At 53.5% G+C, this 25,582-nt stretch carries 23 protein-coding genes, 2 pseudogenes and 1 riboswitch; of the genes and pseudogenes, 14 read left to right on the top strand and 11 right to left on the bottom strand.

What is annotated here, in order from left to right; translation table 11 throughout:
* Positions 1-35 precede the first annotated feature (35 nt).
* On the bottom strand, positions 36-1,814 hold the full coding sequence (gene aceK, locus NQ012_RS04430; RefSeq protein ID WP_257066406.1) for a bifunctional isocitrate dehydrogenase kinase/phosphatase: 1,779 nt from the start codon (positions 1,812-1,814) through the stop codon (positions 36-38).
* Positions 1,815-1,860: 46 nt separating this feature from the next.
* Here aceK and NQ012_RS04425 point away from each other — a divergent pair.
* A pseudogene (locus NQ012_RS04425) lies at positions 1,861-2,034 on the top strand (lipoprotein signal peptidase).
* 94 nt (positions 2,035-2,128) lie between these two features.
* On the opposite strand, the gene coaD reads toward NQ012_RS04425, so the two are convergent.
* Positions 2,129-2,638 (bottom strand): pantetheine-phosphate adenylyltransferase, encoded by a 510-nt coding sequence (gene coaD, locus NQ012_RS04420; protein WP_257066405.1) that lies wholly within the window; start codon positions 2,636-2,638, stop codon positions 2,129-2,131.
* A gap of 92 nt (positions 2,639-2,730) precedes the next feature.
* On the opposite strand from coaD, the pseudogene NQ012_RS04415 reads away from it, so the two are divergent.
* A pseudogene (locus NQ012_RS04415) lies at positions 2,731-2,895 on the top strand (lipoprotein signal peptidase).
* A gap of 42 nt (positions 2,896-2,937) precedes the next feature.
* Here the strand turns inward: NQ012_RS04415 and NQ012_RS04410 are convergent.
* From NQ012_RS04410 to NQ012_RS04400, 3 genes are all read right to left on the bottom strand, one after another.
* Positions 2,938-3,627, bottom strand: coding sequence for a Bax inhibitor-1 family protein (locus NQ012_RS04410; RefSeq protein WP_257066403.1), 690 nt, complete (start codon positions 3,625-3,627; stop codon positions 2,938-2,940).
* Positions 3,628-3,755: 128 nt separating this feature from the next.
* Complete coding sequence (gene menA / locus NQ012_RS04405; RefSeq protein WP_257066402.1) at positions 3,756-4,664, bottom strand: 1,4-dihydroxy-2-naphthoate octaprenyltransferase; 909 nt, start codon at positions 4,662-4,664, stop codon at positions 3,756-3,758.
* A gap of 270 nt (positions 4,665-4,934) precedes the next feature.
* A complete protein-coding gene (locus tag NQ012_RS04400; protein WP_085365597.1) occupies positions 4,935-5,204 on the bottom strand; it encodes an oxidative damage protection protein in 270 nt (89 codons plus the stop codon).
* Between the two features lie 224 nt (positions 5,205-5,428).
* Here NQ012_RS04400 and NQ012_RS04395 point away from each other — a divergent pair, with 224 nt between their 5' ends.
* The 6 genes from NQ012_RS04395 (at position 5,429) to dnaK (ending at position 12,030) form a co-directional block, all read left to right on the top strand.
* Entirely contained in the window at positions 5,429-6,178 is a 750-nt protein-coding gene (locus NQ012_RS04395; protein WP_257066401.1) for a Nif3-like dinuclear metal center hexameric protein, read from the top strand.
* Positions 6,179-6,302: 124 nt separating this feature from the next.
* On the top strand, positions 6,303-6,887 hold the full coding sequence (gene petA, locus NQ012_RS04390) for a ubiquinol-cytochrome c reductase iron-sulfur subunit (protein WP_085365595.1): 585 nt from the start codon (positions 6,303-6,305) through the stop codon (positions 6,885-6,887).
* 11 nt (positions 6,888-6,898) lie between these two features.
* Positions 6,899-8,248 (top strand): cytochrome b, encoded by a 1,350-nt coding sequence (locus tag NQ012_RS04385; protein WP_257066400.1) that lies wholly within the window; start codon positions 6,899-6,901, stop codon positions 8,246-8,248.
* Between the two features lie 14 nt (positions 8,249-8,262).
* A complete protein-coding gene (locus NQ012_RS04380) occupies positions 8,263-9,048 on the top strand; it encodes a cytochrome c1 (protein ID WP_174222531.1) in 786 nt (261 codons plus the stop codon).
* A 230-nt stretch (positions 9,049-9,278) separates the two neighbouring features.
* Positions 9,279-9,842 carry a nucleotide exchange factor GrpE gene (gene grpE, locus NQ012_RS04375; protein ID WP_257066399.1) on the top strand — a complete coding sequence of 188 codons (564 nt, stop codon included), beginning with the start codon at positions 9,279-9,281 and terminating at the stop codon, positions 9,840-9,842.
* Positions 9,843-10,098: 256 nt separating this feature from the next.
* Complete coding sequence (dnaK, locus tag NQ012_RS04370; RefSeq protein ID WP_257066398.1) at positions 10,099-12,030, top strand: molecular chaperone DnaK; 1,932 nt, start codon at positions 10,099-10,101, stop codon at positions 12,028-12,030.
* Between the two features lie 574 nt (positions 12,031-12,604).
* Here dnaK and rsmG read toward each other — a convergent pair.
* A complete protein-coding gene (rsmG, locus tag NQ012_RS04365; protein ID WP_257066397.1) occupies positions 12,605-13,231 on the bottom strand; it encodes a 16S rRNA (guanine(527)-N(7))-methyltransferase RsmG in 627 nt (208 codons plus the stop codon).
* Positions 13,232-13,728: 497 nt separating this feature from the next.
* On the opposite strand from rsmG, the gene NQ012_RS04360 reads away from it, so the two are divergent.
* Both NQ012_RS04360 and NQ012_RS04355 read left to right on the top strand, forming a co-directional pair.
* A complete protein-coding gene (locus NQ012_RS04360; RefSeq protein ID WP_257066396.1) occupies positions 13,729-13,947 on the top strand; it encodes a hypothetical protein in 219 nt (72 codons plus the stop codon).
* A 285-nt stretch (positions 13,948-14,232) separates the two neighbouring features.
* Entirely contained in the window at positions 14,233-14,490 is a 258-nt protein-coding gene (locus NQ012_RS04355) for a late embryogeneis abundant protein (RefSeq protein WP_257066395.1), read from the top strand.
* A 68-nt stretch (positions 14,491-14,558) separates the two neighbouring features.
* On the opposite strand, the gene NQ012_RS04350 is transcribed toward NQ012_RS04355, so the two are convergent.
* From NQ012_RS04350 to NQ012_RS04335, 4 genes are all read right to left on the bottom strand, one after another.
* The gene (locus tag NQ012_RS04350; RefSeq protein WP_257066394.1) at positions 14,559-14,930 is read right to left on the bottom strand and encodes a PH domain-containing protein; all 372 of its coding nucleotides are present in this window, start codon (positions 14,928-14,930) and stop codon (positions 14,559-14,561) included.
* Positions 14,931-15,281: 351 nt separating this feature from the next.
* Positions 15,282-15,644 (bottom strand): YbaN family protein, encoded by a 363-nt coding sequence (locus NQ012_RS04345; RefSeq protein ID WP_257066393.1) that lies wholly within the window; start codon positions 15,642-15,644, stop codon positions 15,282-15,284.
* Positions 15,645-15,784: 140 nt separating this feature from the next.
* Positions 15,785-16,360 carry a DUF1415 domain-containing protein gene (locus NQ012_RS04340; RefSeq protein WP_257066392.1) on the bottom strand — a complete coding sequence of 192 codons (576 nt, stop codon included), beginning with the start codon at positions 16,358-16,360 and terminating at the stop codon, positions 15,785-15,787.
* Between the two features lie 150 nt (positions 16,361-16,510).
* Complete coding sequence (locus NQ012_RS04335; RefSeq protein ID WP_085365584.1) at positions 16,511-16,993, bottom strand: Lrp/AsnC family transcriptional regulator; 483 nt, start codon at positions 16,991-16,993, stop codon at positions 16,511-16,513.
* A 355-nt stretch (positions 16,994-17,348) separates the two neighbouring features.
* A riboswitch (glycine riboswitch) is annotated at positions 17,349-17,445 on the top strand.
* Positions 17,446-17,665: 220 nt separating this feature from the next.
* Between NQ012_RS04335 and gcvT the strand changes: the two genes are divergently transcribed.
* From gcvT to NQ012_RS04310, 4 genes are all read left to right on the top strand, one after another.
* Positions 17,666-18,766 (top strand): glycine cleavage system aminomethyltransferase GcvT, encoded by a 1,101-nt coding sequence (gene gcvT, locus NQ012_RS04325; protein WP_257066390.1) that lies wholly within the window; start codon positions 17,666-17,668, stop codon positions 18,764-18,766.
* A gap of 262 nt (positions 18,767-19,028) precedes the next feature.
* Positions 19,029-19,427: a glycine cleavage system protein GcvH gene (gcvH, locus tag NQ012_RS04320; protein ID WP_257066389.1), complete on the top strand. Its 399-nt coding sequence runs from the start codon at positions 19,029-19,031 to the stop codon at positions 19,425-19,427.
* A 152-nt stretch (positions 19,428-19,579) separates the two neighbouring features.
* Complete coding sequence (locus tag NQ012_RS04315) at positions 19,580-20,140, top strand: DNA-3-methyladenine glycosylase I (RefSeq protein ID WP_257066388.1); 561 nt, start codon at positions 19,580-19,582, stop codon at positions 20,138-20,140.
* Between the two features lie 54 nt (positions 20,141-20,194).
* On the top strand, positions 20,195-21,370 hold the full coding sequence (locus tag NQ012_RS04310) for an MFS transporter (protein ID WP_257066387.1): 1,176 nt from the start codon (positions 20,195-20,197) through the stop codon (positions 21,368-21,370).
* 304 nt (positions 21,371-21,674) lie between these two features.
* On the opposite strand, the gene dnaE is transcribed toward NQ012_RS04310, so the two are convergent.
* Entirely contained in the window at positions 21,675-25,109 is a 3,435-nt protein-coding gene (gene dnaE / locus NQ012_RS04305) for a DNA polymerase III subunit alpha (protein WP_257066386.1), read from the bottom strand.
* Positions 25,110-25,582: the final 473 nt, after the last annotated feature.

The following is a 25,582-nucleotide window of genomic DNA, read 5'->3' as shown; positions in this document are numbered from 1 at the left end:
TGATGTTGCAGACTGACGAGTCGGTAACACAGTTGCTAGGCATCGGCATCGCCCGCCAGCCCGGCGGCGGTTTGGTCGGGGGTGAAGCGGACGGATTGCGGGTAGGGGAAGAAGTCGTCATACAGCCCCTGTTGCAGCCGCTCTTTTTTGCCCTGCCAGAATTCGGTGGTGAGCAGGTCTTTGTGGTGTTGCAGGAACACCTGCCGCACGTCGGGTTCGCCGAGCAGGAACGGGCCGAATTCTTCGGGGAAAACGTCGCCTTTGTTGACGGGATACCAAACTTCGCCCGACATTTCGTATTCGGGGTTGGGTGCGGGCGGGATTTTGCGGAAGTTGCAGTCGGTCATGTATTCGATTTCGTCGTAGTCGTAGAAAATCACGCGGCCAAAACGGGTCATGCCGAAGTTTTTATAGAGCATGTCGCCGGGAAAGATGTTGGCCGAGGCCAGCTCTTTGAGCGCGTAGCCGTAGTCGATAACGGCGGCGGCTTTGTCGGCGGGTTTGGCGCGCTGCATAAAGAGGTTGAGCGGTTTGAGGCGGTATTCGACGTAAACGTGTTTAATAATCGCCCATTCCTCGTTTTCTTCAAACTGGCTCGGCGCGAGCGTGCGCATTTCGTTGAGAAACTCTTCGTCGCAGCGCGATTTGGGCAGGGCAACGTTGGAAAATTCGAGTGTGTCGGCCATGCGTCCGACGCGGTCGTGCTTTTTCACCAGCAGGTATTTTTGGCGCACGTATTCGCGGTCGAAGTCTTTGTTGGGGCCGAATTTGTCTTTAATCACTTTAAACACGTAGGGAAACGACGGCAGCGTAAACACGCTCATCACCAGCCCTTTCACGCCGGGGGCGAGAATGAATTTGTCGTGCGAGTATTCGAGGTGTTGGGCAAACTCGCGCCACCAGATGTTTTTGCCTTGTTTTTGCAGGCCGACCATGGTGTAGAGGTCGCCGGGCGCGCGCATCGGCAGCATATCGTGCAGAAAGCGGATGTAGCCGCTGGGCACGGGCATGTCCACCAGAAAATAGGCGCGGGCAAATGAAAACAGCACGGCAATCTGCTGGGCTTCAAACAGGGCGGCATCCACTTTCAGACGGCCCGAGGCTTCGTCGTGCAGCACGGCCAGCGCAAACGGGTGGCGCACGGCGCCGTTGACAATCTGCCCGAAAATGTAGGCGCCTTTGTTGCGGTAAAACGGTGAGTTGAGCACGCGCACGTGCAGGTTCATTTCCTGCGGCGGCCATTCGGCCTGAAAGTGCCGGCGGGCGGCGCGCAGGATATTGCCGATGTCGCGGTTGAGATCGGCAAACGGCACGTTCCAGCCGAAGTGGCGCAGTATGTTGCGCAGGCAGCCGCGCAGCCCTTGCGTTTCGGGATAAAACGAGCAGAACGTGGGCGGGTTTGAATCGATGTATTCGGTGCTGGTGGAGGGTTTGACGAAGATAAACTGGTTGTTGAAATATTCTTTGGCCAAGAGTTTGGTGGAAACCGAGTTGAAAAAGGTTTCCGCCAGCTCGGGCTGTTTGTGGTTGACGAGCAGGGCGATGTATTCGGTTTTGGCCGCCGCCCATACATCATCGCTTAAGGCGGTGGCGGCGTGTTCGCTGCGCAGGGCATCGACGGCTTCGCGCACACGCTGGTCATACATCTGGATGCGCTCGGCCACCAAATCTTGAATGCCGCGCCAGTTTTTCTGCTCGAAAAGCTCTTTGGCGCGCTCGGTAACTTCTCGGAATAGGCGGTAGTGTTTGTTGAAACCTTCGAGCATGGTTTCGGCCACTTCCCGCCCCAGTTGCTGGGTGAGTTGTCGGGGCATTTTTATTTTCTTCCTTTGCGGTTGCCGTTCAGACGGCCTGAGACCTTTGCAAAACCCCCATCTGCGGCGCATTTCTGCGTTGTGTGCTGCTCGCTCGCTTGCCTAACTCCATGTTATGTCTGCGCTCGCTGCGCTGCTACGCCTTGAACTGCATCCACATCTGGGGTTTTGCAAAGGTCTCATCTTGGTTGTAGTTTGGTGTAACCTTATGATGTTTTAGGCGGCTTGGCAAGTGCCCGGAAACGGTCGGGCAAAACGGCAGAGGCCGTCTGAATATGCTTTCAGACGGCCTCTGCCGTTTTGCAAAAGGCGGGTTAGGTGCTTTGGTTGTCTTGCAGGATTTTGTCGTACACCGCCACGGGCACATAGCGGCGTATCATGTCGCGCCAGCCGTCGGGGCCGACCATGCCTTTTACCATGGTGGAAGAAACTTCGGCGAATTCGCGCGGCGGCATCAGAAACACCGTGGCGATATTGGGATGCAGGTCGGAATTGATATAGCGTATGGTGCGCTCGTATTCGTAGTCGGAGGCTGTGCGTATGCCGCGCACGATGAATTTGGCGCCGACGCTGTGGGCATAGTTGACCAGGAACTGGTTTTCAAACGAGGTGATGCGCACGTTGGGAAATTCGCTGGAAATGGCTTCGAGCATGGCTTGCCGTTCCACCACGGTGTAGGTGCTTTTTTTGTCGGGGTTAACGCCGATGGACACGATTAACTCGTCGAACAGGGCTTGTGCTTCGCGTATCATCCACAAATGGCCGTTGGTCGGCGGATCGAAACTGCCGGCATAAACGGCGCGGCGCAGAACGTGGGTAGTCATATCAAAGAAATCAGGTGGGCGTGCAATGCAGGCAAGATGGTCGGCAGGATAAAGGCTGGCAGGGGGGATGTCAAAGAAAAAGACAGAGACCTTTGCAAAACCCCCATCTGCGGCGCATTTCTGCGTTGTGCGTTTATGCCCTTTAGGGTACTGCTCGCTCGCTTGCCTAACTTCATGTTATGTCTGCGCTCGCTGCGCTGCTGCGCCTTGAACTGCATCCGCATCCGGGGGTTTTGCAAAGGTCTCAGGCCGTCTGAAATGCATTTCAGACGGCCTTTTACGGCTGTTTGTGCGTTAAATCAATCTTCGCCGCCCAAAGAGAGCAGAATATTCAGCAGGCTGCTGAAGATATTATAGATAGAGATAAAGATGGTTAACGCGGCGCTGATGTGGCTGGTTTCGCCGCCGTCGATAACGGTGCGGATTTGCCACATAATCATCAGCGAGCTGAAAATCACGAAAGCGGCCGAAAGGGCGAGTGAAAACGCGGGTATTTGCAGGAACATATTGGCCACCACGCCCACCATCAGCACCACCGCGCCCACCAGCAGGAAGCGGCCGAGGCTGTTCATATCGGCTTTGGTGCGGCGCGCCATGGCGGCCATGGTGAAGAACACGGCTGCGGTCATGGCGGCGGCAAGGCCGACAATTTGCGCGCCGTTGCTGAAGCTGAGGCTGTATTGCAGCAGCGGGCTGATCAACACGCCCATGCCGAAAGTGAACACCATCAGCAGCGCCGCGCCGGTGTTGCTGTAGCGGTTTTTCTCGATTAAGAAACACATGCCGTAGAAAAAGGCCAATACCACGCCGAACGCAATCCAACGGTTGCCGAACATGGCATACAGGTTGATGCCGGCCTGGCTGCTGATAAACGCGCCGATGGCGCAGGGGATGAATGAAATGCCGAGCAGGCTGTAGGTTTTGCGCAATACGGTGCTTTTTTGCACCGCACCGGCGGTTTGGGTGTAGTCGTAAACGTCGTTTTGCATGGCGTTTGCTCCTGTTGCGGGTGTGAAAATAAAAGGAATCGGATTTTAACAGCAAATCAAAGGTTTTTGCCGAAAATTATTACGAACGGTTGGTAATCTGCCGGCATCGGTCAGAGCCGCAGGCACGGTTAGCGCGGCGCAGCCAGCCATAACAGCAATATCCACAGCAAAACCGTGATGCTCCATTGCGGCAGGAGCTTGTCCAACTCAGCACTAGATTGGGCTTTTTTCAGCAAATACAAGTGGATGGCCGAAGCCGCCAGCAATGCGGCGCATAAAAGAAACAGGCTGCCGCCAAAATGCAGCGGCAGCCACAGCGCCCACGCCGCCGCCGCCGCCAGCAGCAGCACGGTATGGTAGATTTTGGCGCGCGGCAGCCCCAAGCGCACGGCAACAGTGGTTTTGCCCGCCAGCCGGTCGGAGGCGATGTCGCGCATATTGTTGATATTCAACACCATCGCGCACCACAAACCCAATGCCGTAGCGGGCAGCCACGAGGCGGCGTTCAGCCGGCCTGTGTGCAGGTATTCCGTGCCCAGCACGCCCAGCCAGCCGAAAAACACCAACACCGCCAAGTCGCCCAGCCCGATATAGCCGTAGGGTTTTTTGCCGGCGGTGTAGGCAAAAGCGGCGGCCACGGAAGCCGCGCCGAGCAACAGCCACAACAGCCAGCTTTGCGGTTCGGCGGCCGAAATGGCAGGCAGGGCGGTGCAGAGCAGGGTGATGCCGAGCAGGCATGAAACCGCCGCCGTCAGCTTCACCCCGCGCGCCATGGCCGCCGGGCTGATGCGGCCGGAACTGACCATGCGTACGGGGCCTTTGCGTGCCAATGTGTCGGCCCCGTTGCAGGCGTCGCCGTAATCGTTGGCCAGATTGCTGAGAATTTGCAGCGACAGGGCGGTGAGCAGGCACAGGGCCGACACGGTTAAGTTGCCCCGGTGTTGCAGTGCGGCGGTGAGTATGCCGCACAATACCGAAGCGGCGGCCAGCGGCAGGGTGCGTAAACGGGCTGCGGCCAGCCAGTTGCATACAGACATAACGGAAAATCAATCAGAAGAAATGATGTGATTATAATTTAGGCCGTCTGAAAAAAGTTGACGTCGGTTCAATAACCTTGGATTACAGCCGGTTGGCGGCGGTGCGCCTGCGCCGCTTGATGCGGCAGCGGATAGGGCGGATTATGGTTGGTGGTTTGGTTAACTTTTTATATTCAAAAGAATAATTTGTTTTGGAAAGCAGGCGCCAAACGGCAGGCAGGCCGTCTGAAAACCTTTTCAGACGGCCTGCTCGGTTATTCGGGCAACCGTTTATTCCTGCGGCACATAACCCTGCACTTGGTCGGCACCGTCGCCGAAGAAATAGTTTTCCATCTGCTGCGCCAAATATTCGCGCGCGCGCGGGTCGGCAAGGCTGAGGCGGTTTTCGTTAATCAGCATGGTTTGGTGGCGCGTCCAAGCGTCCCACGCCTCTTGCGACACGTTTTCGAAAATACGTTTGCCCAAAGCATTGGGCAGCGGGGCGAATTTCATGCCGGGGGCTTCTTTGCCCAGCTTCACGCAGTGAACCATACGGGTCATGGCGGTTTCCTTATGATGGGGTTTTCAGACGGCTGCAATTCTAACGGAGCGGTGCGGGTTTGTATATAATGCGCCTTTTTTGCCGCCGCCCAGCGGCTTGTTAACCGGTGGCAAAATGTAGTACCGTGTAGTCAAAACCACAAAAATTTCGCACGCCTTTGCTTACCGTCAAAGCTCTGTTTGAAAAAATCCGCACAATAACGCCTTTCACGCAAGGAAAAAGCATGAGCGCACGCCAAACCATACTCGATTGGTGCAATCAGACCCTGCAAACCAGCTTATATAAAGATTACGCCCCCAACGGCTTGCAAATCGAAGGCAGGGAAGAAATCCGCAAAATCGTTACCGCCGTTACCGCCAGCCGGGCCGCCGCCGCCTACGCCGTAGAGCAGGGCGCCGATATGCTGCTGGTGCACCACGGCCTGTTTTGGAAAAGCGAGCCGGTTACCATCACCGGCTGGAAAAAAGACCGCATCGCCACCCTGCTGGCCCACGGCATCAACATGGCAGGCTACCACCTGCCACTGGACGCACATCCCGTTTTAGGCAACAACGCCCAATTGGCCGCCCGCATGGATTGGACAACCGAATATCGGTTCGGCGAACAAAACCTGCTTAACGCAGGCCGTCTGAAAACCCCGCAAACGTTGGCACAACTGTGCGCAGGCCTGCAAAACCGCCTCGGCCGCACACCGGTTGCCGTGGGTGGGGAAGGCCGGGTTATCGAACGCATCGTATGGTGCACCGGCGGAGCGCAGGGCTTTTTTCAGACGGCCATAGACGAAGGCGCCGATGCTTACATCACGGGCGAAATATCCGAAGCGCAGTACCACCTGGCCAACGAAACAGGTGTCGCGTTTATCGGCGCCGGCCACCATGCCACCGAGCGTTACGGCATACAGGCGCTGGGCGCTGCGCTAGCGCAGGAATTCAATATTGAAACGGTATTTTTTGACGAACAAAACCCCGCATAAAATCAAGAAACACCGTAAAACTTTTACCTTATTTTAAATAATACTTTAAGTATCCCCATAAAATCAGGTAGAATTAAAGAGTTTAATGGCTCGGTATTCCCATATCATTAGGATGACTGAAATAATGGAAAATCAAGAAATCAACCAAAGCCGCCGCCGCTTCTTAACGCTGGCGACAGCCGCTGCGGGCGGTGCCGCCGCCGCAGGCGTTGCCGTGCCGTTTCTGGCGAGCTTTTTCCCGTCGGAAAAGGCCAAAGCCGCAGGCGCGCCCATTGAAGTGGATGTCAGCAAAATCGAAGCAGGCCAGCTCGTTACCGCCGAATGGCAGGGCAAGCCGATTTGGGTGTTGAACCGCACCGAACAGCAGCAGAAAGACCTGCCCACGCTCAATAACGCCGTGGCCGATCCGAAATCGGAAGTCGATCAGCAGCCCGAATACGCCAAAAACGAGTTGCGTTCCATCAAACCCAATATTTTCGTGGCCATCGGCATCTGCACCCACTTGGGCTGCTCGCCGACTTTCCGTCCCGATGTCGCCCCCGCCGATTTGGGCGCCGATTGGAAGGGCGGCTTCTTCTGCCCGTGCCACGGTTCCAAATTCGACTTGGCGGGCCGCGTGTTCAAAGGCGTGCCGGCACCGACCAACCTGATTATTCCGCCCTACAAATACCTGAACGACACCACTATCCTGGTGGGCGACGATAAATAAAGGGACTTATCATGGCAAACCAAACCAATAACAAAGCAAAAGCATTGTTAGACTGGGTGGACGCACGGTTCCCTTTGTCTAAAATGATGAAAGAGCACGTAACCGAGTATTACGCGCCGAAAAACTTCAACTTCTGGTATTTCTTCGGTTCGCTGGCCATGCTGGTGCTGGTGATTCAAATCGTCAGCGGTATTTTCCTGACCATGAACTACAAGCCCGACGGCAACCTGAACCAATACAACCTGCCCGCCGCCTTTACCGCCGTGGAATACATCATGCGCGACGTTTCCGGCGGCTGGATTATCCGCTATATGCACTCTACCGGCGCTTCCATGTTTTTCGTGGTGGTGTATCTGCATATGTTCCGCGGCTTGATTTACGGCTCGTTTAAAAAACCGCGCGAGCTGGTGTGGGTGTTCGGTTCGCTGATTTTCCTGGCACTGATGGCCGAAGCCTTTATGGGCTACCTGCTGCCGTGGGGTCAGATGTCGTTTTGGGGTGCGCAGGTGATTATCAACCTGTTTGCCGCGATTCCCGTTATCGGCCCTGATTTGTCCACTTGGATCCGCGGCGACTTCAACGTATCGGATGTTACCCTCAACCGCTTTTTCGCCCTGCACGTGATTGCCGTGCCGCTGGTGTTGATCGGTTTGGTTGTGGCGCACTTGATTGCCCTGCACGAAGTGGGTTCCAACAACCCCGACGGCGTAGAAATCAAAAAACTGAAAGACGAAAACGGCATTCCGCTCGACGGCATTCCTTTCCACCCCTACTACACCGTGAAAGACATCTTAGGCGTGGTGGTATTCCTGATCGTGTTCTGCGCCATTATGTTCTTCGCCCCCGAAGGCGGTGGTTATTTCCTGGAAAAACCGAACTTCGATGCCGCCAACCCGCTGGTAACGCCCGCACACATTGCACCGGTATGGTATTTCACGCCGTTCTACGCCATTTTGCGCGCAATTCCCTCGTTCTTCGGCACGCAGGTTTGGGGTGTGATCGGCATGGGTGCGGCCGTGGTGCTGATTGCCCTCTTGCCGTGGCTTGACCGCTCTCCCGTGAAATCCATCCGCTACCGCGGCCCGATTTTCAAAACCATGTTGGTGCTGTTTATCATTTCCTTCATCGGTTTGGGTATTTTGGGTGCTTTGGTGGCTACCGACACCCGTACCATCGTGGCGCGTATTCTGTCTATCATTTACTTTGCATTCTTCCTGGGTATGCCGTTCTATACCAAAATGGATAAAGACCGCGAAGTGCCTGCCCGTGTAACCATGAGCACGACCAAACAGAAGGTGATGTTCTTCGTTTACACCATCATCACCGTGGTAGGCGCATACCTGTTTGCAATTCTGATTTAATGAGGGCAGCGAAAATGAAACAAACATTGAAAAACTGGTTTGCTGCCTTATTGCTGGCAGCTCCGATGAGTATGGCAGTCGCAGCAGGCGGCGGAAACTATGAGCCGGTTGAAATTGATTTGCGCAACCAAGAGAGCCTGCAACGCGGCGCGCAAATCTTCACCAACTACTGCTTGTCGTGCCACTCGGCTACCGCCATGCGTTTCAACCGTCTGCAAGACATCGGCCTGACCGAAGACGAAATCAAAAACAACCTGATGTTCACCACCGATAAAGTGGGTGACGTGATGCATGCCGCCATCAACCCTGCGGATGCGAAAAAATGGTTCGGCGCGGCTCCGCCCGACCTGTCGCTGATTGCCCGTTCGCGCGGTGCGGACTATCTCTACGCCTATATGCGCGGTTTCTATAAAGACCCGACCCGTCCGACCGGTTGGAACAATACCGTTCTGCCGAATGCCGCCATGCCGCACCCCTTATGGCAGCAACAAGGCGTACAGGCGGTTGAGCTGGATGCAAAAGGCCAACCCGTGATGGTGAAAGACGCACACGGCAATTTGGTGCCCAAACTCCATTGGGAATCTACCGGCCTGCAAACCCGCCAACTGCCCAACGGTAAAGTGATTACCAAAGAATACGACGATTACGCCCGTGATTTGGTTAACTTTATGGTGTATATGGGCGAGCCTGCACAGTTGCAACGCAAACGCACGGGTTATATCGTGCTGATTTTCCTGATGGCCGTGATGCTGCCGTTGGCGTATTTCCTGAAAAAAGAATACTGGAAAGACGTTCACTAAACACAGGAACGCCAAGCAATATAAAAGGCAAAGCCGGAAGGTTTTGCCTTTTTTGTTTGTTTTAAACAAACAGGCCGAGACCTTTGCAAAACTGCCTTCAGGCCGTCTGAAAATATTTTCAGACGGCCTGATACCCCGTGCGATTTCGTAAAGATTGCGGCTTGAATAAGTTGCCGACGGCCTTATATTAAGGCTCTATCAAAATAACCAACCGCAAAGGATTGCCCAAAATGACCGAACAAAACCCAACCGTAGACAACGAAACCGTAGACAATGAAACCGCAGAAGCAGCTGAAGCAGCTGAAAGCGAAGCGCAGGAAAAGCCCTCTTATGAGGATTTGGAAGCCAAAATCGCCGAACTCGAAGGTATGTTGAAAGACGAACAACTGCGCGGTTTGGCCAACGAGCAAAACCTGCGCCGCCGCCACGCCGAAGAAATCCAGGCCACGCACAAATACGCCGGCCAGAAATTCGCCGCCGAAATGCTGCCGGTGAAAGATTATCTGGAAATGGCGCTGCTCGACCAAAGCGGTAATTTCGACGCCTTGAAAATGGGCGTGCAGATGACGCTGAACGAATTGAACAAGGCTTTCGAACATACCCAAATTACCGAAATCAACCCGCAGCCGGGCGACAAACTCGACCCCCACCATCACCAAGCCATGCAGGCGGTGGAAAGCGATCAGGAACCCAATACCGTGGTGAGCGTGCTGAAAAAGGGCTACCAACTGGCCGACCGCGTGTTGCGTCCCGCCATGGTAACCGTGGCTCAAGGCGGCGAGGGCGGCAACTGAAAGCACCGCTGCGGCCGTTTCTTTAGAAACAAAATTTTCAGACGGCCTTAGTGCGGTAGCGAAAAGGCCGTCTGAAAGCAAAAAACAAAAGCACGGCTTGTGGATAAGTAAATCAAGCGCTTGAATTAAAAACGATTATTTTATCAAAAAATTTAAGCGCACATACTTGAAAAGTTAAAAACACACCTTATTTACGAATCCGACAGGGCAGATGCCCGGATAGAATTTCAGAAATCATTTAAGGAGCAATAACACAATGGCAAAAGTAATCGGTATCGACTTAGGTACAACCAACTCATGCTTGGCTATTTCAGAAAACGGCCAAACCAAAGTGATTGAAAACGCCGAAGGCGCGCGCACCACGCCTTCCATCATCGCCTATTTGGACGGCGGAGAAATCTTGGTCGGCGCACCGGCCAAACGCCAAGCCGTAACCAACGCGAAAAACACCATTTACGCGGTAAAACGCCTGATCGGCCACAAATTCGAAGACAAAGAAGTTCAGAAAGACATCGACCTGATGCCTTTCGACATCGTGAAAGCCGCCAACGGCGACGCTTGGGTGAAAGCGCAAGGCAAAGAGCTGTCGCCCCCGCAGGTTTCCGCCGAAGTGCTGCGCAAAATGAAACAGGCCGCCGAAGCTTATTTGGGCGAGCCGGTAACCGAAGCCGTGATTACCGTTCCGGCCTACTTCAACGACAGCCAGCGCCAAGCCACCAAAGACGCGGGCCGCATCGCCGGTTTGGACGTAAAACGCATCATCAACGAGCCGACCGCAGCCGCACTGGCTTTCGGTATGGATAAAAACACCAAAGGCGACCGCAAAATCGCTGTGTACGACTTGGGCGGCGGCACCTTCGATATTTCCATCATCGAAATCGCCGATATCGACGGAGAAAAACAGTTTGAAGTGCTGGCTACCAACGGCGACACCTTCTTGGGCGGCGAAGATTTCGACCAACGCTTGATCGACTACATCATCGCCGAGTTCAAAAAAGAACAAGGCATCGACCTGAAAAACGACGTGATGGCGCTGCAACGCCTGAAAGAAGCCGCCGAAAAAGCCAAAATCGAACTTTCCAGCGGCCAGCAAACCGAAATCAACCTGCCCTACATCACTATGGATGCCGCAGGCCCGAAACACTTGGCGATGAAAATCACCCGTGCCAAATTCGAAAGCCTGGTGGAAGACTTGATCGAGCGTTCCATCGAGCCGTGTAAAGTGGCCGTTAAAGACGCCGGCTTAAGCGTGGGCGATATCGACGACGTCATTCTGGTGGGCGGCCAAAGCCGTATGCCCAAAGTGCAGGATGCCGTTAAAGCCTTCTTTGGCAAAGAACCGCGCAAAGACGTCAACCCCGACGAAGCCGTGGCGCTCGGCGCCGCGATTCAGGGCGAAGTGTTGGGCGGCGGCCGCAGCGACGTATTGCTGCTCGACGTAACTCCCTTGTCGCTCGGTATCGAAACCATGGGCGGCGTGATGACCAAGCTGATTCAGAAGAACACCACCATTCCGACCAAAGCGTCGCAAGTGTTCTCAACCGCCGAAGACAACCAAAGCGCCGTTACCATCCATGTGCTGCAAGGCGAGCGCGAGCGTGCTTCCGCCAACAAATCGCTGGGTAACTTCAATTTGGGCGACATCGCACCGGCACCGCGCGGCATTCCGCAAATCGAAGTAACCTTTGATATCGACGCCAACGGTATCCTGCATGTGTCGGCCAAAGACAAAGGCACCGGCAAAGAGGCTAAAATCACCATCCAGGGTTCTTCAGGTTTGAGCGAAGAAGAAATCGAACGCATGGTGAAAGATGCCGAAGCCAATGCCGAAGAAGACAAAAAACTGACCGAACTGGTGGCTTCGCGCAACCAAGCCGAAGCGCTGATTCACTCCGTGAAAAAATCACTGGGCGAATACGGCGACAAGCTCGATGCCGATGAAAAGGCCAAAATCGAAGACGCTTTGAAAGCCGCCGAAGAAGCCGTGAAAGGCGAAGACAAAGCCGACATCGATGCCAAGGCCGAAGCTTTGGGCACGGCCAGCCAAAAACTGGGCGAGCTGGTTTATGCCCAAGCACAGGCAGAAGCCAACGGCGCGGGTGCGGAACAGGCAGCCGACAGTGGTGCGAAAGGCAGCGACGATGTGGTTGACGCCGAGTTTGAAGAAGTGAAAGACAAGAAAGACTAAATCTTGACGGCAGTAAAAAAGGGCGCTTGGGAAAGCGCCCTTTTCTTGTGTTTAAGCATTTCAGACGGCCTGAGACCTTTGCAAAATAACCAATTCAAACCTGAAAATGTTCGTATCCCGTCATTCCCGCGCAGGCGGGAATCCAGCCTTAAAACCATCAATTATTTTATTTCAATAACTTATGAAAAAACGACTGGGTTCCCGCCTGCGCGGGAATGACGGAATTCAGGTTTTTTTCAGATAGTAATTTGAATTTTGCAAAGGTCTCGGCCTTTAAGATGTTTTCGCAAAAGGTGTCAGGCCGAGACCTTTGCAAAATTTTTTTTAGGCACCTTAAAACACTTGCGTCATGCTCGGGCTTGACCTGAGCATCTTTTTGTTTTAGAAGAAAAAGAGATACTCGGGTTGAGCACGGGTATGACAAAATATCATACATTCCAGATTAAAACGGCTTTTTTGCAAAGGTCTCTGGCCGTCTGAATATTCGGGCCTGATCCGGGTGTCATCTATTTCTTACAAACAAAAAATACCCGGGTCAAGCCCGAGTATGACAAACAGTGTTAAACGGTAAAGCTCATTTTTTCGGTTTCATCACCACCATATGCCGCTCGGCGTTGAGCATAGGCACATGGAGTTTTTCCACTTTCACCACTTCTACCGAAGCAGGCACGTGTTCCAGCTCTTCATAAGGATAAACACCTTTCATGGCTGCCCAATAACCGTTTTCGTTCAAGAGGTGTTTGGTGAGCGAAATAAAGTCGGCCAGCTCGGCAAACGCGCGGCTGGTAACCACGTCCACTTTTTTATCGTGCATCGCTTCCACGCGGCCGGCGGCAACGGTTACGTTGTTCAAGTCCAGCTCGATAACGGCCTGTTGCAGGAACGAAGTTTTTTTAGTGTTGGAATCCAGCAGGGTAATCTGCAAATCGGGGCGGCAGATGGCGGTGGGAATACCCGGCATCCCGCCGCCGGAGCCGACGTCCATCAATGTTTTTGCGTCTTGCACAAACGGCAGCAGGGTCAGGCTGTCGAGAATGTGGTGGCTGATAATCGACGCTTCGTCGCGCAGGGCGGTTAAGTTGTAGGTGCTGTTCCATTTGGTGAGCAGGGCAACATATTCGAGCAGCAGCAGTTGTTGCGGTGTGGTGAGCGTGAGGCCGAGTGCCTGCAAGCCTTCTTGCAGTTGTTGTTTGTTATTCACTATGCGTGTTCCTTCGGGGTTGAATCTGCTCCGGTCAAACTGATGTACAGCCAGGTAGATACAGATTCCAAATTTTCGATTGGCCGTAATCTTATCTGAAAACGGGCGTTTGCGTAAATTGTTTGCACGATTCAAGGCCGTCTGAAAACAGATTTGCGGTGGTGCCGAACTGTGTTTTAGCTTCGCAGAAACTTGTTTCCTTTCGGAAACTGCGTTTTCAGACGGCCTTTGCCGCCCGAATGTTAAGCAGGCGGGTATGGGCGGCAGGATTATTAATATGCTTAAAAACCTTTTTGGTAACAGCGATTAGTTTTCCGGCATACGGTATAAATCATATCGAATGTATGCCTGTATGTTTATATCATTGAATAAATTTAAAATTTTTTTACCGCTTAAAATTACGGCTGTTGCGAACTTTTCTTTTTCTCTGCTTTCTTACCAACACATGTTTCGCAACATGATGTTTTTTTATTAACTTCAAAAAATAGGATATACAGATGAAAAAGTTTATCGTACTCGTATCAGCCACAATGATGTCTGCCGCCGTGATGGCCGCTCCTGCCGAGAAAGCCGCCAACAAAGTGGAAGACAAAGTGAGCACTAGCAAAACCACCAAATCTTCTAAAACCAAAGCCGCTGCCGGCACTGCCGCCACCGGCGCCGCCGCTACCACTTTGGACGCTTCAGGCGTGAAATCCGCCAGCGGTATCAAGTAAGTTTTAGGACGTTTCGGAATAACAGCCGTGGCATAATTTTGTGACGGTTATTCTGAAACTTCTTAATCAAGCCTTACGCAACACCCGCCTCTTACATGGGGCGGGTGTTGCTTTGATTACAAACGGGTGCGGATTAATCACCCAAGAAACCGATATTTTTACGCGCAGGCAACGCCTGTTTACATCAAAGCGGTTAAGATGGCGCCGGCAAACAGAGCAAACCGTAACAACGGTTGATTTGATATTTTGCTCCCGTAACGTCTTCTTTAAGAAAGAAAGCCAATCATGAAAAAACTTACCAAACTCGCTTCACTGTTGATGGTTTCCGCCGGTTTGATGGCAGCGCCGCTGGCTGCGCAGGCCGCCCCCGCCGGTGCGAACGTAACGCATCAGGCAGAAAAGCCGAAATATAAAAAACAAAGCGTGAAAAAACAAGCGCCTAAAGCGAAAGCACCCAAAAAAGCCAAGCCGAACAAAAATGTGAAAAAAGCCAAGAAAAAAACCGCCCGTGAAGCAGCACAAACCGGCTCCGCGCCCCGATGACCGCCGTTAAGGCAGGGGGTTGTGATAAAAGGCCGTCTGAATGTTCAGACGGCCTTTTTGACCATATCTTAATTTAATACACAATCAGCAATCAATTTATCCAATTTACGGACATCAATACCTTTTAACAGGCTGACTTTTATATGGCCAGCGCGTGTCCACAACTCCAGTTCCGCAGTAAAGTCTAAAAAGCCTGCGGCATTTTCACTTGACCACATATTGATGTTGGAATATGGCAGCGAATAGATTTCCACCTTCTTACCGCGTAAGCCTTGTGCATCACGCACAATCAGGCGTTTATTGGTAAAAATCGCGCTGTCACGCATGGTTTTATAGGCGGCGACAGGTGTTTCTCCTGCTACCAATAATTCATTGACATCGTTTGGAATCGGACATTCGGCGGTAAAAGTCCAAGCGAGTAAAGGCGTTAGTTCTGCCATGTGATATTTCCTTTCTTATTCGGGTTTATTTAGTTTTAACACAAAGTTCAAGCCCAGGATTGCATTGGTTACTTTTCATATATTCTTTGTTTAGATCACCTATTGTCTCGTATTTTAAAAACTCAAGGTAATATAAATTTTGAGAACTATATCATAAATTACCACGTACTCAGAACAAAAAAATACCCATTGGTAATATCGGGTATTTTGTTTTTCATCATTCATTAACCCGAGTATCTTGAGTTTCGGCGACATGAGATACTCGGGTCAAGCCCGAGTATGACAGGTGTGCTTTTTGAAGTTAATTGACTATATTATTGGCGGTTTGCGGCGGGCCGGAATCTTTGCAATTCAGGCATCGGGCAGCCGCCACATCCACACGACTACGGCCGAGCAGAACAGCGCCGAGGCGGCGCTCCACCACCATTGTTCGGGAAAGCGGTAAAGCAGCCAGCCGCAAGAGAGTGTCATCATTGTAAAGGCCAAGTATTTGGCACGGCGGGGAACGGCGCGGCGTTCTTCCCAATCGCGCACCATGGGGCCGAAAACGCGGTGTTGGTGCAGCCAGCGGTGAAAACGCGGCGAGGCGCGCGCCCAGCAGGCAGCGGCGAGGATAACGAACGGCGTGGTGGGCAGCACGGGCAGAAAGATGCCGATAATGCCCAGCAATAAGGCAACGGCGCCAAACAGCCAGAAAATAGAGCGTAATATCATGTTTTCCCTATTTTTATATATATATAGCAAAACCGCTTATTTAATAAAAGTTTCGTCATACCCGGGATTGACCCGAGTGCCTCAAAACTTTCTGAAACTCGAGATACCCGGGTTAAGCCTGAGTGTGGCGCGGGTGTTTGTTATTCATTTGATTCACTGTGATGCGGGCAGCGCGGAATCTGCAAAGCATCCCAACCCTGCTGCCCCATTTCTTCCAGCAGCGCCATATTGCGCCCGAAAATCGCTTCGGCATCGGGAAAGGCTTCGGCGGCTTTGCTGATGCTGCTTTCGCGTATCAGATGCAGGGTGGGGTAGGGCGAGCGGTTGGTGTAGTTGGTGATGTCGTCGGCTTCGGTGCCTTCGAACCGGAAATCGGGGTGGAACGGCGCGATTTGGATAATGCCTTCCAAACCGTTGTCGGCAACGGCTTGGTCGGCCAAATCGAGCATATCGTTAAACACCAGAAAATCGCCGAACAAATCGGGGTGAACCAGCAGCGTGGTTTCGATTTCTTCGGGCGGTGCGCTGCCGATGAGTTGCAGTTCGCGGTCTAAATCTTCCAAAAAGCCGTCGAGATGTTTGGCGCGGCTAACGCTTATCCGCACCAGCCCTTTCACATAAGGTGCTTTGGCGAAAGGGCACAAATTCAGGCCGATAACGGCTTTTTCGAGCCACAGGCGGGTGTGGGCGGTTACGGTTTCGTTGCTGGCAGGCATGGTTGCGGCGCTTTTTAATAATGGTTCGCAATCATAAGGTTTTTTGGCGGCGGTGTGAACAGGAGGGCAGGCAAAACAACCCGACCTTTTCAAATATCTCAGGCCGTCTGAATGCTTTCAGACGGCCTGTTTGCGGTTGGCGGTTACGGTTTAATCCTGCTGCAAATGCCCCAGCGGCAGCGCGGTGGTGTTTTTGATTTCTTTAAGCACAAAGCTCGATTTCGCATCCTGAACGCCGGGGTGGGAGAGCAGGGTGTCGAGCACGAAATGCGAAAACGCATTCATATCGGTGAAGAAGGCGTGCAGCAGATAGTCGGTTTCGCCCGTTAGCGCAAAGCAGCTTAACACTTCGGGCCATTTCTGCACGGCGGCCGAAAAATCGTCGCGGGCTTCCACCGCTTTATCAATCGACACGCGGATAAACGCCTGCAGGCCGAGCTTCACCGACACGGGCGAGAGCAGCGCGGCGTATTGGCGGATGATACCCGCGTCTTCAAGCTGTTTCAGGCGGCGCAAACAGGGGGAGGGCGACAGGGCTACGCGTTCGGAAAGTTCCACATTGGTTAAACGGCCGTTTTCCTGCAACACCTGTAGAATTTTGAGATCGGTTTTGTCTAAAGTGATTTGTGCCATGTCGTGCCCTTTCTTCTTATCGCGGTTGTTTATTTTATAGTGGCTTAAATTTAAAAGAGGACAAGGCGGCGAAGCCGCAGACAGTACAGGTAGTACGGCAAGGCGAGACAACGCTGTACTGTTTTAAATTGAAGCCACTATAGTGCTTTTGCTTGAAACACGGCCTTAATATAAGATAATTCAACTTAACGCACAATAGTTTAAAAAACATATTTTTTTAAAATAATCTGTGAAAATGCCTGTTGTTTTAGGCGGCATTATTGTTTCAGGCCGTCTGAATAAAATAGAAGGAGCCGTTTTATCCCGCCAACGTAAAGAATACCCTTGCCCCGGGGCGGGATTAACGCCATAATCCAAAAAGTGTGCAGGAGAGCGTTGCGGCCGATTGTGCCGCAGCCGCCGAAGGCGCAGACACCCTTAAATCGCTCAGGCAAAAGGACTGTACACACCATCACAAACATCTGGAGAGCGGCGCGGCTGCGTCCACCGAAGGGGAGAAGGCCGTCTGAAAACCCAAGCCCGAAGCGGCATCGAAACGGGTTCAGGCGCACAAGCCGGTTTCAGACGGCCTGTGTTTCCGTTGCAACCGGAAAAGCCGAAAATCTCAGGTTCAAGGACAGATAGGGTCGCGTGAAAAGCAAACGCCATCCTTAACCTATGGAGAACCGAGACATGACCGCCCTCAAAACCACACCTTTCAACCAAGCCCATAAAGACGCCAACGGCAAATTAATCGACTTCGCCGGTTGGGAACTGCCGATTCACTACGGCTCGCAAATCCAAGAACACGAAGCCGTGCGCACCGATGCCGGCATGTTCGACGTATCCCATATGCTGGTAACCGACGTTAGCGGCGACCAAGCCAAAGCCTTTTTCCGCAAACTGATTGCCAACGATGTGGCCAAGCTCGGTTTTGTCGGCAAAGCGCTGTATTCCGCCATGCTCAACGACAACGGCGGCGTGATCGACGACTTAATCGTTTACCGCACCAACGAAGCCGAAACGCAATACCGCATCGTATCCAACGGCGCCACCCGCGAGAAAGATTCCGCCCAGTTTGCCAAAATCGGCGCAGAATTCGGCATCAAACTGAACCCCCGCTACGATTTGGCCATGCTGGCCGTGCAAGGCCCCAAAGCCGTTGAAAAACTGTTGAAAGTGAAGCCCGAATGGGCACAAACCGTAAACAACCTTGCCGTATTCCAAGGCGCCGATTTGGGCAACGACTGGTTTGTCGCCCGCACCGGCTACACCGGCGAAGAAGGCGTGGAAGTGATCCTGCCCGGCAGCGAAGCCAACGCCTTTTTCGCCGCCCTGCGCGAAGCCGGCGTGCAGCCCTGCGGCCTCGGCGCGCGCGACACCCTGCGCATGGAAGCGGGCATGAACCTCTACGGCAACGATATGGACGACGACACCAGCCCGCTCGAAGCCGGCATGGGCTGGACGGTGGATTTGAAAGACGAAAACCGCGATTTCGTCGGCAAAGCCGCGCTGGTTGCCCTGAAAGAAAAAGGCGTTGCCTATAAACAGGTCGGCCTCTTGCTCGCCAAAGGCGGCGTGCTGCGCGACCATATGGAAGTGATTACCGATGCCGGTAAAGGCATCACCACCAGCGGCGTGTTCTCGCCCAGCCTCAAGCAGTCCATCGCCATCGCCCGCGTGCCGAAAGACTTTAACGGCGAAGCGGCCAAAGTTTTGATGCGCGGCAAAGAAGTGGACGTGCGCGTATTGAAGCTGCCGTTTGTGCGCAACGGCAAGCAGCAGTTTGAATAAGTAAATCAAATTTTTCAGACGGCCTGAGGCCTTTGCAAAAATACCCTTAAGGCCGTCTGAAAACATAAAATGCCGTAATGAGCCGTAATGAACAGTTGAAAGAATTTCATGTGTAGAATGTTATTACCGTTTGCCGTATCGATTGCATTCGCTTTAACAGCCTGCGGCGCCAAAGATGCCTGCCTCGACGAAGGCGGCAGGTATAATGAAACCACCAAGCAGTGCGAAAAATAACCGCTGCTTTTTTAAACCTTTCAAACCAATGGAGAATCAAACCATGAGCAATATCCCCGCCGAATTGAAATATGTGTCCAGCCACGAATGGCTGCGCTTGGAGGCCGACGGCACCGTAACCGTGGGCATCACCGAGCACGCGCAAGAGTTGCTGGGCGACATCGTGTTTGTAGAGCTGCCCGAAGTGGGCACCAATCTGGCCGCCGAAGAGCAGGCGGGCGTGGTGGAATCGGTGAAAGCCGCTTCTGATGTGTATGCGCCGATTGCGGGCGAAGTGGTGGCCGTGAACGATGCGCTGGTGGATGCACCCGAAACCGCCAACAGCGAGCCTTACGGCGCAGGCTGGTTCTTTAAAATCAAACCCGCCAACGCCGCCGATTTGGACGGCCTGCTGAGCGCCGAGCAATACGCCGCCGAAATCGGCTAAACCTGCCGCAACAAAAAAAGGCCGTCTGAAAAACGTGCAATACGGTTTTTCAGACGGCCTAAGTTTCAAATACTTGCGTTATCTTCTAGTTTGCACCGAGTATCTTTTGATTTTTTTATAAAAAAGCCTCTTTTTCAAAAGGCCGTCTGAAAATGAATTACTGCGAATTTTGCAATGCGCTGCCTGAAAACAGCGGCAATCCCAACAAGGCTTATCATGCCGAAGCCTACGGTTTTCCGATTGAGGGCGATAACGAGTTGTTTGGGCGGCTGGTGTTGGAAATCAATCAGGCGGGCTTGAGCTGGACGACCATTTTAAACAAGCAGGCGGGTTTTCAGACGGCCTATTCGGGTTTCGACATCGCTGCGGTGGCGGCTTACACCGAAGCCGACCGCGAACGCCTGCTCGCCGACGCGGGCATTATCCGCAACCGCTTGAAAATCAACGCGGCCATTCACAATGCGCAGCAGATTTTGCTGTTGCAGCAGGAATACGGTTCGTTTAAAAACTGGCTCGATGCGCACCATCCGCTGGCCTTGCCGCAATGGGTGAAGCTGTTCAAACGGCATTTTAAATTTGTCGGCGGCGAGATTGTGAATGAATTTCTGATGAGCACGGGCTATCTGAAGGGCGCGCATGTAGAGGATTGTCCGGTTTATGATAAGGTGCTGGCAAGCGGGCCGAAATGGGCGCAGCGTCCGAACGATGTTTAACCATTTCGCTTTATCCGCACCCGCGCCGTTTTTACCCGCAGCCAATCCGGTTTGATGATGAACACACACAGCCGCTCCCCCGATTTTTTATTGCGCCTCGCCGTTGCCTTAACCGGCGTGTTTGCTTTTTTGCAGGTGTATTCCGTGCAGGCGGTGCTGCCGCTGCTGGTGCGCGATTTGCAGGCCAGCGAAGTGCAGGCGGGGTTGGCGGTGGGGGCGACAGTGCTCGGTGTGGCGCTGATGTCGCCGTTTATGGGTATGCTGTCGGACGCCGTCGGGCGCAAGGTGTTTATCGTCGGCTCGCTGCTGTTTCTCGGCGTGCCGACCGCGTTGCTGGCGGTGGCCGCCTCCATTGAGCAGATGATGTTTTACCGTTTTCTGCAAGGTTTGGCGGTGCCGGGGATTACGGTGGTGCTGATTGCCTATATCGGCGAAGAGTTCGGCGGTAAGGCGATGACGCGGCTGATGTCGCTTTATGTGGCGGGCACGGTGCTGGGCGGTTTTATGGGCCGTTTCCTGCTTGGCCATTTGAGCGAGTGGATGGGTTGGCGTTCGGCGTTTTATGTGATGGCGGCGCTGAGTTTTGCGGGGGCGCTGTTTGTGTGGCGGCAGTTGCCCGCGTCGCAGCGGTTTGTGCCCAAACCGGATTTTCAGACGGCCTTGCGCACGTTGTCGGGCCATCTGAAAAACCGTTATGTGGCGGCGGCCTGCCTGCTCGGTGCGTGTGTTTTGTGTTCGCTGGTGGGCTGTTTTACCTATATCAACCTGCATTTGGCGCAAGCGCCTTACCGTTTGGACAGCGGCAGCTTGGCCAATCTGTTTGCGGTTTATTTAATCGGTATGGTGATTACGCCGCTCTCGGCGCGGCTGATTAACCGTTTCGGCAGCCGCCGCACGATTCTGCTGGCGGTGGGTTTGTCGGCCGCGGGCGTGTTGGGCACGCTGTTTGCGCCGCTGCCGGCGGTGGTGGCGGCGTTGGCACTGATGTCGTCGGGCGTGTTTATCACGCAGGCGGCCACCATCAGCTATATTGCGGCCAATGTAACGGAAGGCCGTTCGCTGGCCTCCGGGCTGTATTACATGGCTTATTACGGCGGCGGCACCGCCGGCTCGTGGCTGTGCGGGCTGGCTTATGCGCAAGGCGGTTGGACGGGCGTGGTGTGGGTGTTGCTGCTGGTGCAGGCGGCGGCGCTGCTGATTGCGGGCAGGGGAATGGCAAAGGCCGTCTGAAAAGCTTTTTCAGACGGCCTGAGTGAGTTTGGTAAAGGTTTCAGGCTGTTTGAAATACTCAACAGTCGTCATACTCGGGCTTGACCCGAGTATCTTTTCGTTTCGAAAGAAATAGCAGATACTCGGGTCAAGCCCGAGTATGACGCAAGGGGTAAAATGCCGGTATGGGTTTCGCAAACATGACAGGCAGAGACCTTTGCAAAAATACCTTAAGGCCGTCTGAAAAACCTTTTCAGACGGCCTGTAATGTTTTTAGAAAATATCCTGCCAATGCTTTTCTGTGCGGTTGCTGTTCCGAAAAGTTTTACCAGTTTACCCTAACCGCCCGTCCGCCCAGCAGGTTTTCCAGTTCGCCGAAAAGTTCCGCGCTCGGCGTTACCGCCCATTTCGGGGCGATGCGCAATTGGCCGGACGCGGCATCGTTGCCGTAGGCAAGGCGCAGCGGGATATGGGCGGTGTCGGGTTTGCGGTGGCCGGTGAGCAGCGCCGCCAATTGCGTGATGTCGTGTTCGGGGCGCAAATACAGGCTCAGGCTGCGGGCGTAGCGTTCGCGGGCGCTTTGCAGCGTCATCACTTGGTTGGCAACAATGCGCAGGGTGTCGCCACCGTTGTAGTCGTCGCGGCTGATTTTGCATTCCATAATCAGCACTTGGTCGGCTTTCAGACGGCCTGCGCTTTCTTCCAGCACTTGCCCGGTTACCATCACTTCCACTTGGGCGCTTTGGTCTTCGAGCGTAACAAAGGCGATTTTGCCGCGTTTGCCCATCATGGTGCGCACGGCGGTGGCGAAACCGGCCACGCGCACGTTGTCTTGCGGTTTCAGACGGCCTAAGCGGGTGGGCGCGATTTGGCGCACTTCTTCGGCATAAGGGCCGAACGGATGGCCGGAAAGGTAAAAGCCGATAACGGTTTTTTCTTCGGCGAGTTTTTCCGATTCGCTCCATGCGGGTGCATCGGCCAGCTCGATGGCGGCGATGGCGTCTTCCATCATGTCGAACAGCCCGCCTTGGTTGGCGTTAGCGGCTTTTTGGTCGGCGTTGTTCATGGCCAGGTCGATATTGGCCAGCAGCATGGCGCGGTTTGGCTCGATGCTGTCGAACGCGCCGCCGCGTATCAGCGCTTCGAGGGTGCGGCGGTTCATATGCTCTTTGCCGACGCGCTCGCAAAAATCGAGCAGGCCGCTGAATTTGCCGCCCTGCCTGCGGGCTTCGATAATCGAGGCCACCGCGCCTTCGCCCGTGCCTTTGATGGCGCCGAGGGCGTAGCGGATCTGTTTTTGGCTGTTCGGCGTAAACAGGTAGTCCGATTCGTTGATGTCGGGCGGCAGAAAGCTGATGCCGTTGGCGCGTGCGTCGTCGTAGAAATGCTTGAGCTGGTCGGTGTTGTCCAGCTCGCTCGACATGGTGGCGGCCATAAATTCGGCGGGGTAGTGCGCTTTGAGCCAGGCGGTTTGGTAGGAAATCAGCGCATAGGCGGCGGCGTGGGATTTGTTGAAGCCGTAGCCGGCGAATTTTTCCATATAGTCGAAAATTTCATCGGCTTTCTGGCGCGGAATGTTTTTTTCTTCTGCACCTTTGGCGAAAATTTCTCGGTGCTTCACCATTTCTTCGGGCTTTTTCTTGCCCATGGCGCGGCGCAGCAGGTCGGCGCCGCCGAGCGAATAGCCGCCGATAACCTGCGCAGCCTGCATCACCTGCTCCTGATACACCATGATGCCGTAGGTCGGCTCCAGCACGGGCTCCAACAGCGGGTGGATATATTCGAATGCCTGCCCTTTCATGCGGGCGACGAAATCGGGAATATTGTCCATCGGGCCGGGGCGGTAGAGCGACACAAACGCAATCAGCTCTTCAAACTTGGTGGTGTGTGCCGTTTTCAGCATTTTTTTCATGCCGGTCGATTCAAACTGGAATACGGCGGTGGTGTTGGCATCGCGGAAAATCTTGTAAGCGGCCTGGTCGTCGAGCGGAATGGTGTTGACGTCAACGGTTTCGCCAACGGTTTTTTTGATGTTTTCCTGCGCCATTTCGATAATGGTTAAGTTGCGCAGACCCAAAAAGTCGAACTTCACCAAGCCCACGTCTTCCACATCGCCTTTGTCGTACATCGACACCGGCGAAGCGGATTCATCGGCCTGATACACAGGGCTGAAATCAGAAATTTTGCCCGGCGCAATCAGCACGCCGCCCGCGTGCATGCCGAGGCCGCGGGTAAGGTCTTCCAGCTTTTTCGCCAACTCGATCAGCTCACCCGCATCTTCGTTTTCAATCAACTGTTTGATTTCCGGCTCCATTTCCATGGCCTTATCGAGGCTCACCGGGCGGTTGGTTTCGAGCGGAATCAGTTTCGAGAGGCGGTCGCACAGGCCGAACGGCAGTTCCAGCACACGCCCTACATCGCGGATAACCGCTTTTGACGACATGGTGCCGAAAGTAACAATCTGGCTGACTGCATTCGCACCGTATTTCTCGCGCACATATTCAATCACGCGGCCGCGGTTGCTTTGGCAGAAATCGATATCGAAGTCAGGCATAGACACGCGTTCGGGGTTCAAAAAACGCTCGAACAGCAGCGCGTATTTCAGCGGGTCGAGATCAGTAATTTTCAACGCATAAGCCACCAGCGAACCTGCGCCCGAACCACGCCCCGGCCCCACCGGACAGCCGTTGTTTTTCGCCCAGTTGATGAAGTCTTGTACGATGAGAAAATAGCCAGGAAAACCCATCTGGATGATGATTTTCAGCTCGAAATCCAAACGCGCCTGATATTCGGGCATTTTTTCGGCGCGCTCGGCCTCGTCGGGGTAAAGCTGAACCATGCGTTCCTGCAAACCTTCGTTGGAAAGCTGCACGAGATAATCGTCCAACGACATGCCGTCGGGCGTGGGAAACAGCGGCAGAAAGTTTTTGCCCAGCGTGAGCGTGAGATTGCACCTCTTGGCAATTTCCACCGTATTTTCAAGCGCTTCAGGCAGGTCGGCAAAACGCTCGGCCATCACCTCGGGTGCTACGAAAAATTGGCTGGGCGAAAAATCGTGCGGGCGTTTTTTATCTGCCAGCACCCAACCGCCCGCAATACACACCCGCGCCTCGTGTGCTTGGAAATCTTCGCTATTCAAAAACTGCACCGGATGAGTTGCAACGAGAGGCAAGTCAAGCTCCCCGGCAATTTCCACACTGCCGGCAACCGAAACTTCCCATTGCGGGCGCTCGGGCAGACGCTGCAATTCCAAATAAAACGCATTCGGAAACCACACCGCATATTTCCGCGCCGCCGCTCTGGCCGCCTCCGGATGGCCGTTCATCAGATGCGCGCCTACTTCGCCGTAATGTGCACCGGATAGGCAAATCAAACCGGTGTTATCACCCTCGGCCAACCATGCTTGGCGAAGCTCCGCATGATCCGGATTACGATCCTCCCCCACATAAGCCGCCGTGAGCAGTTCGCTTAAACGCCGGTATCCCTCATCGTTTTGCGCAATCAAAACCGCCCTGAAAGGCTTATCGGTTGCTTCGGGGTTTTCAACCCACACATCAGCCGACATCACGGGTTTAATGCCCGCACCGCGACAGGCTTTATAGAACTTAACCAAACCAAACGTGTTCATTAAGTCGCTGATTCCCAATGCAGGAATGCCCATGGCCGCTGCTTTTTTAACAACGTCTTTGATACGCACCGTGCCATCGGTGATAGAAAACTCGGTATGCAGGCGCAAGGGGATATAAATGGGTTTGGTCATAACGCGAAAAGGTAATTGGGAAGGAAAACTCAGAATATTGTAACAGGTTTGCTTGGGTAAGCAGGCCGGCGCTTATGCAAACCTTGTGTGAAGCATAATTTTTCAGGGTTCACTGTTAGACTTGATTAGAGAACTTGAGGCCGTCTGAAACATTTTCAGGCGGCTTAATGTTTGTGTTGAATTAAATATTGTTGTGAAACAGTCGGTTGTTGTTTTTGGTGTGGGATTTTTTGGTTTTTGTGTTGACTGTTTTGTTGGAGGTTGTGTATAGTTCGCTTTCTTCGCTGCTTCGGCAGCAGGAAACGCTCTTTAACAACACAGATTACCGATAAGTGTGAGTGCCTTAGTGCCTCACACTGCGACAAAAACAGACAAGATGTAGATATATCTATTCTTTGTCGGTTTCTTTGAAGCAGACCAGAAGTTAAAAAGTTAGAGATTGAACATAAGAGTTTGATCCTGGCTCAGATTGA

It is taken from the genome of Neisseria dentiae, assembly GCF_024580525.1.
Lineage (GTDB): Bacteria > Pseudomonadota > Gammaproteobacteria > Burkholderiales > Neisseriaceae > Neisseria > Neisseria dentiae_A.
Note: the sequence above shows the minus strand (reverse complement) of the source record. Positions and strands in the feature narration are given on the sequence as shown.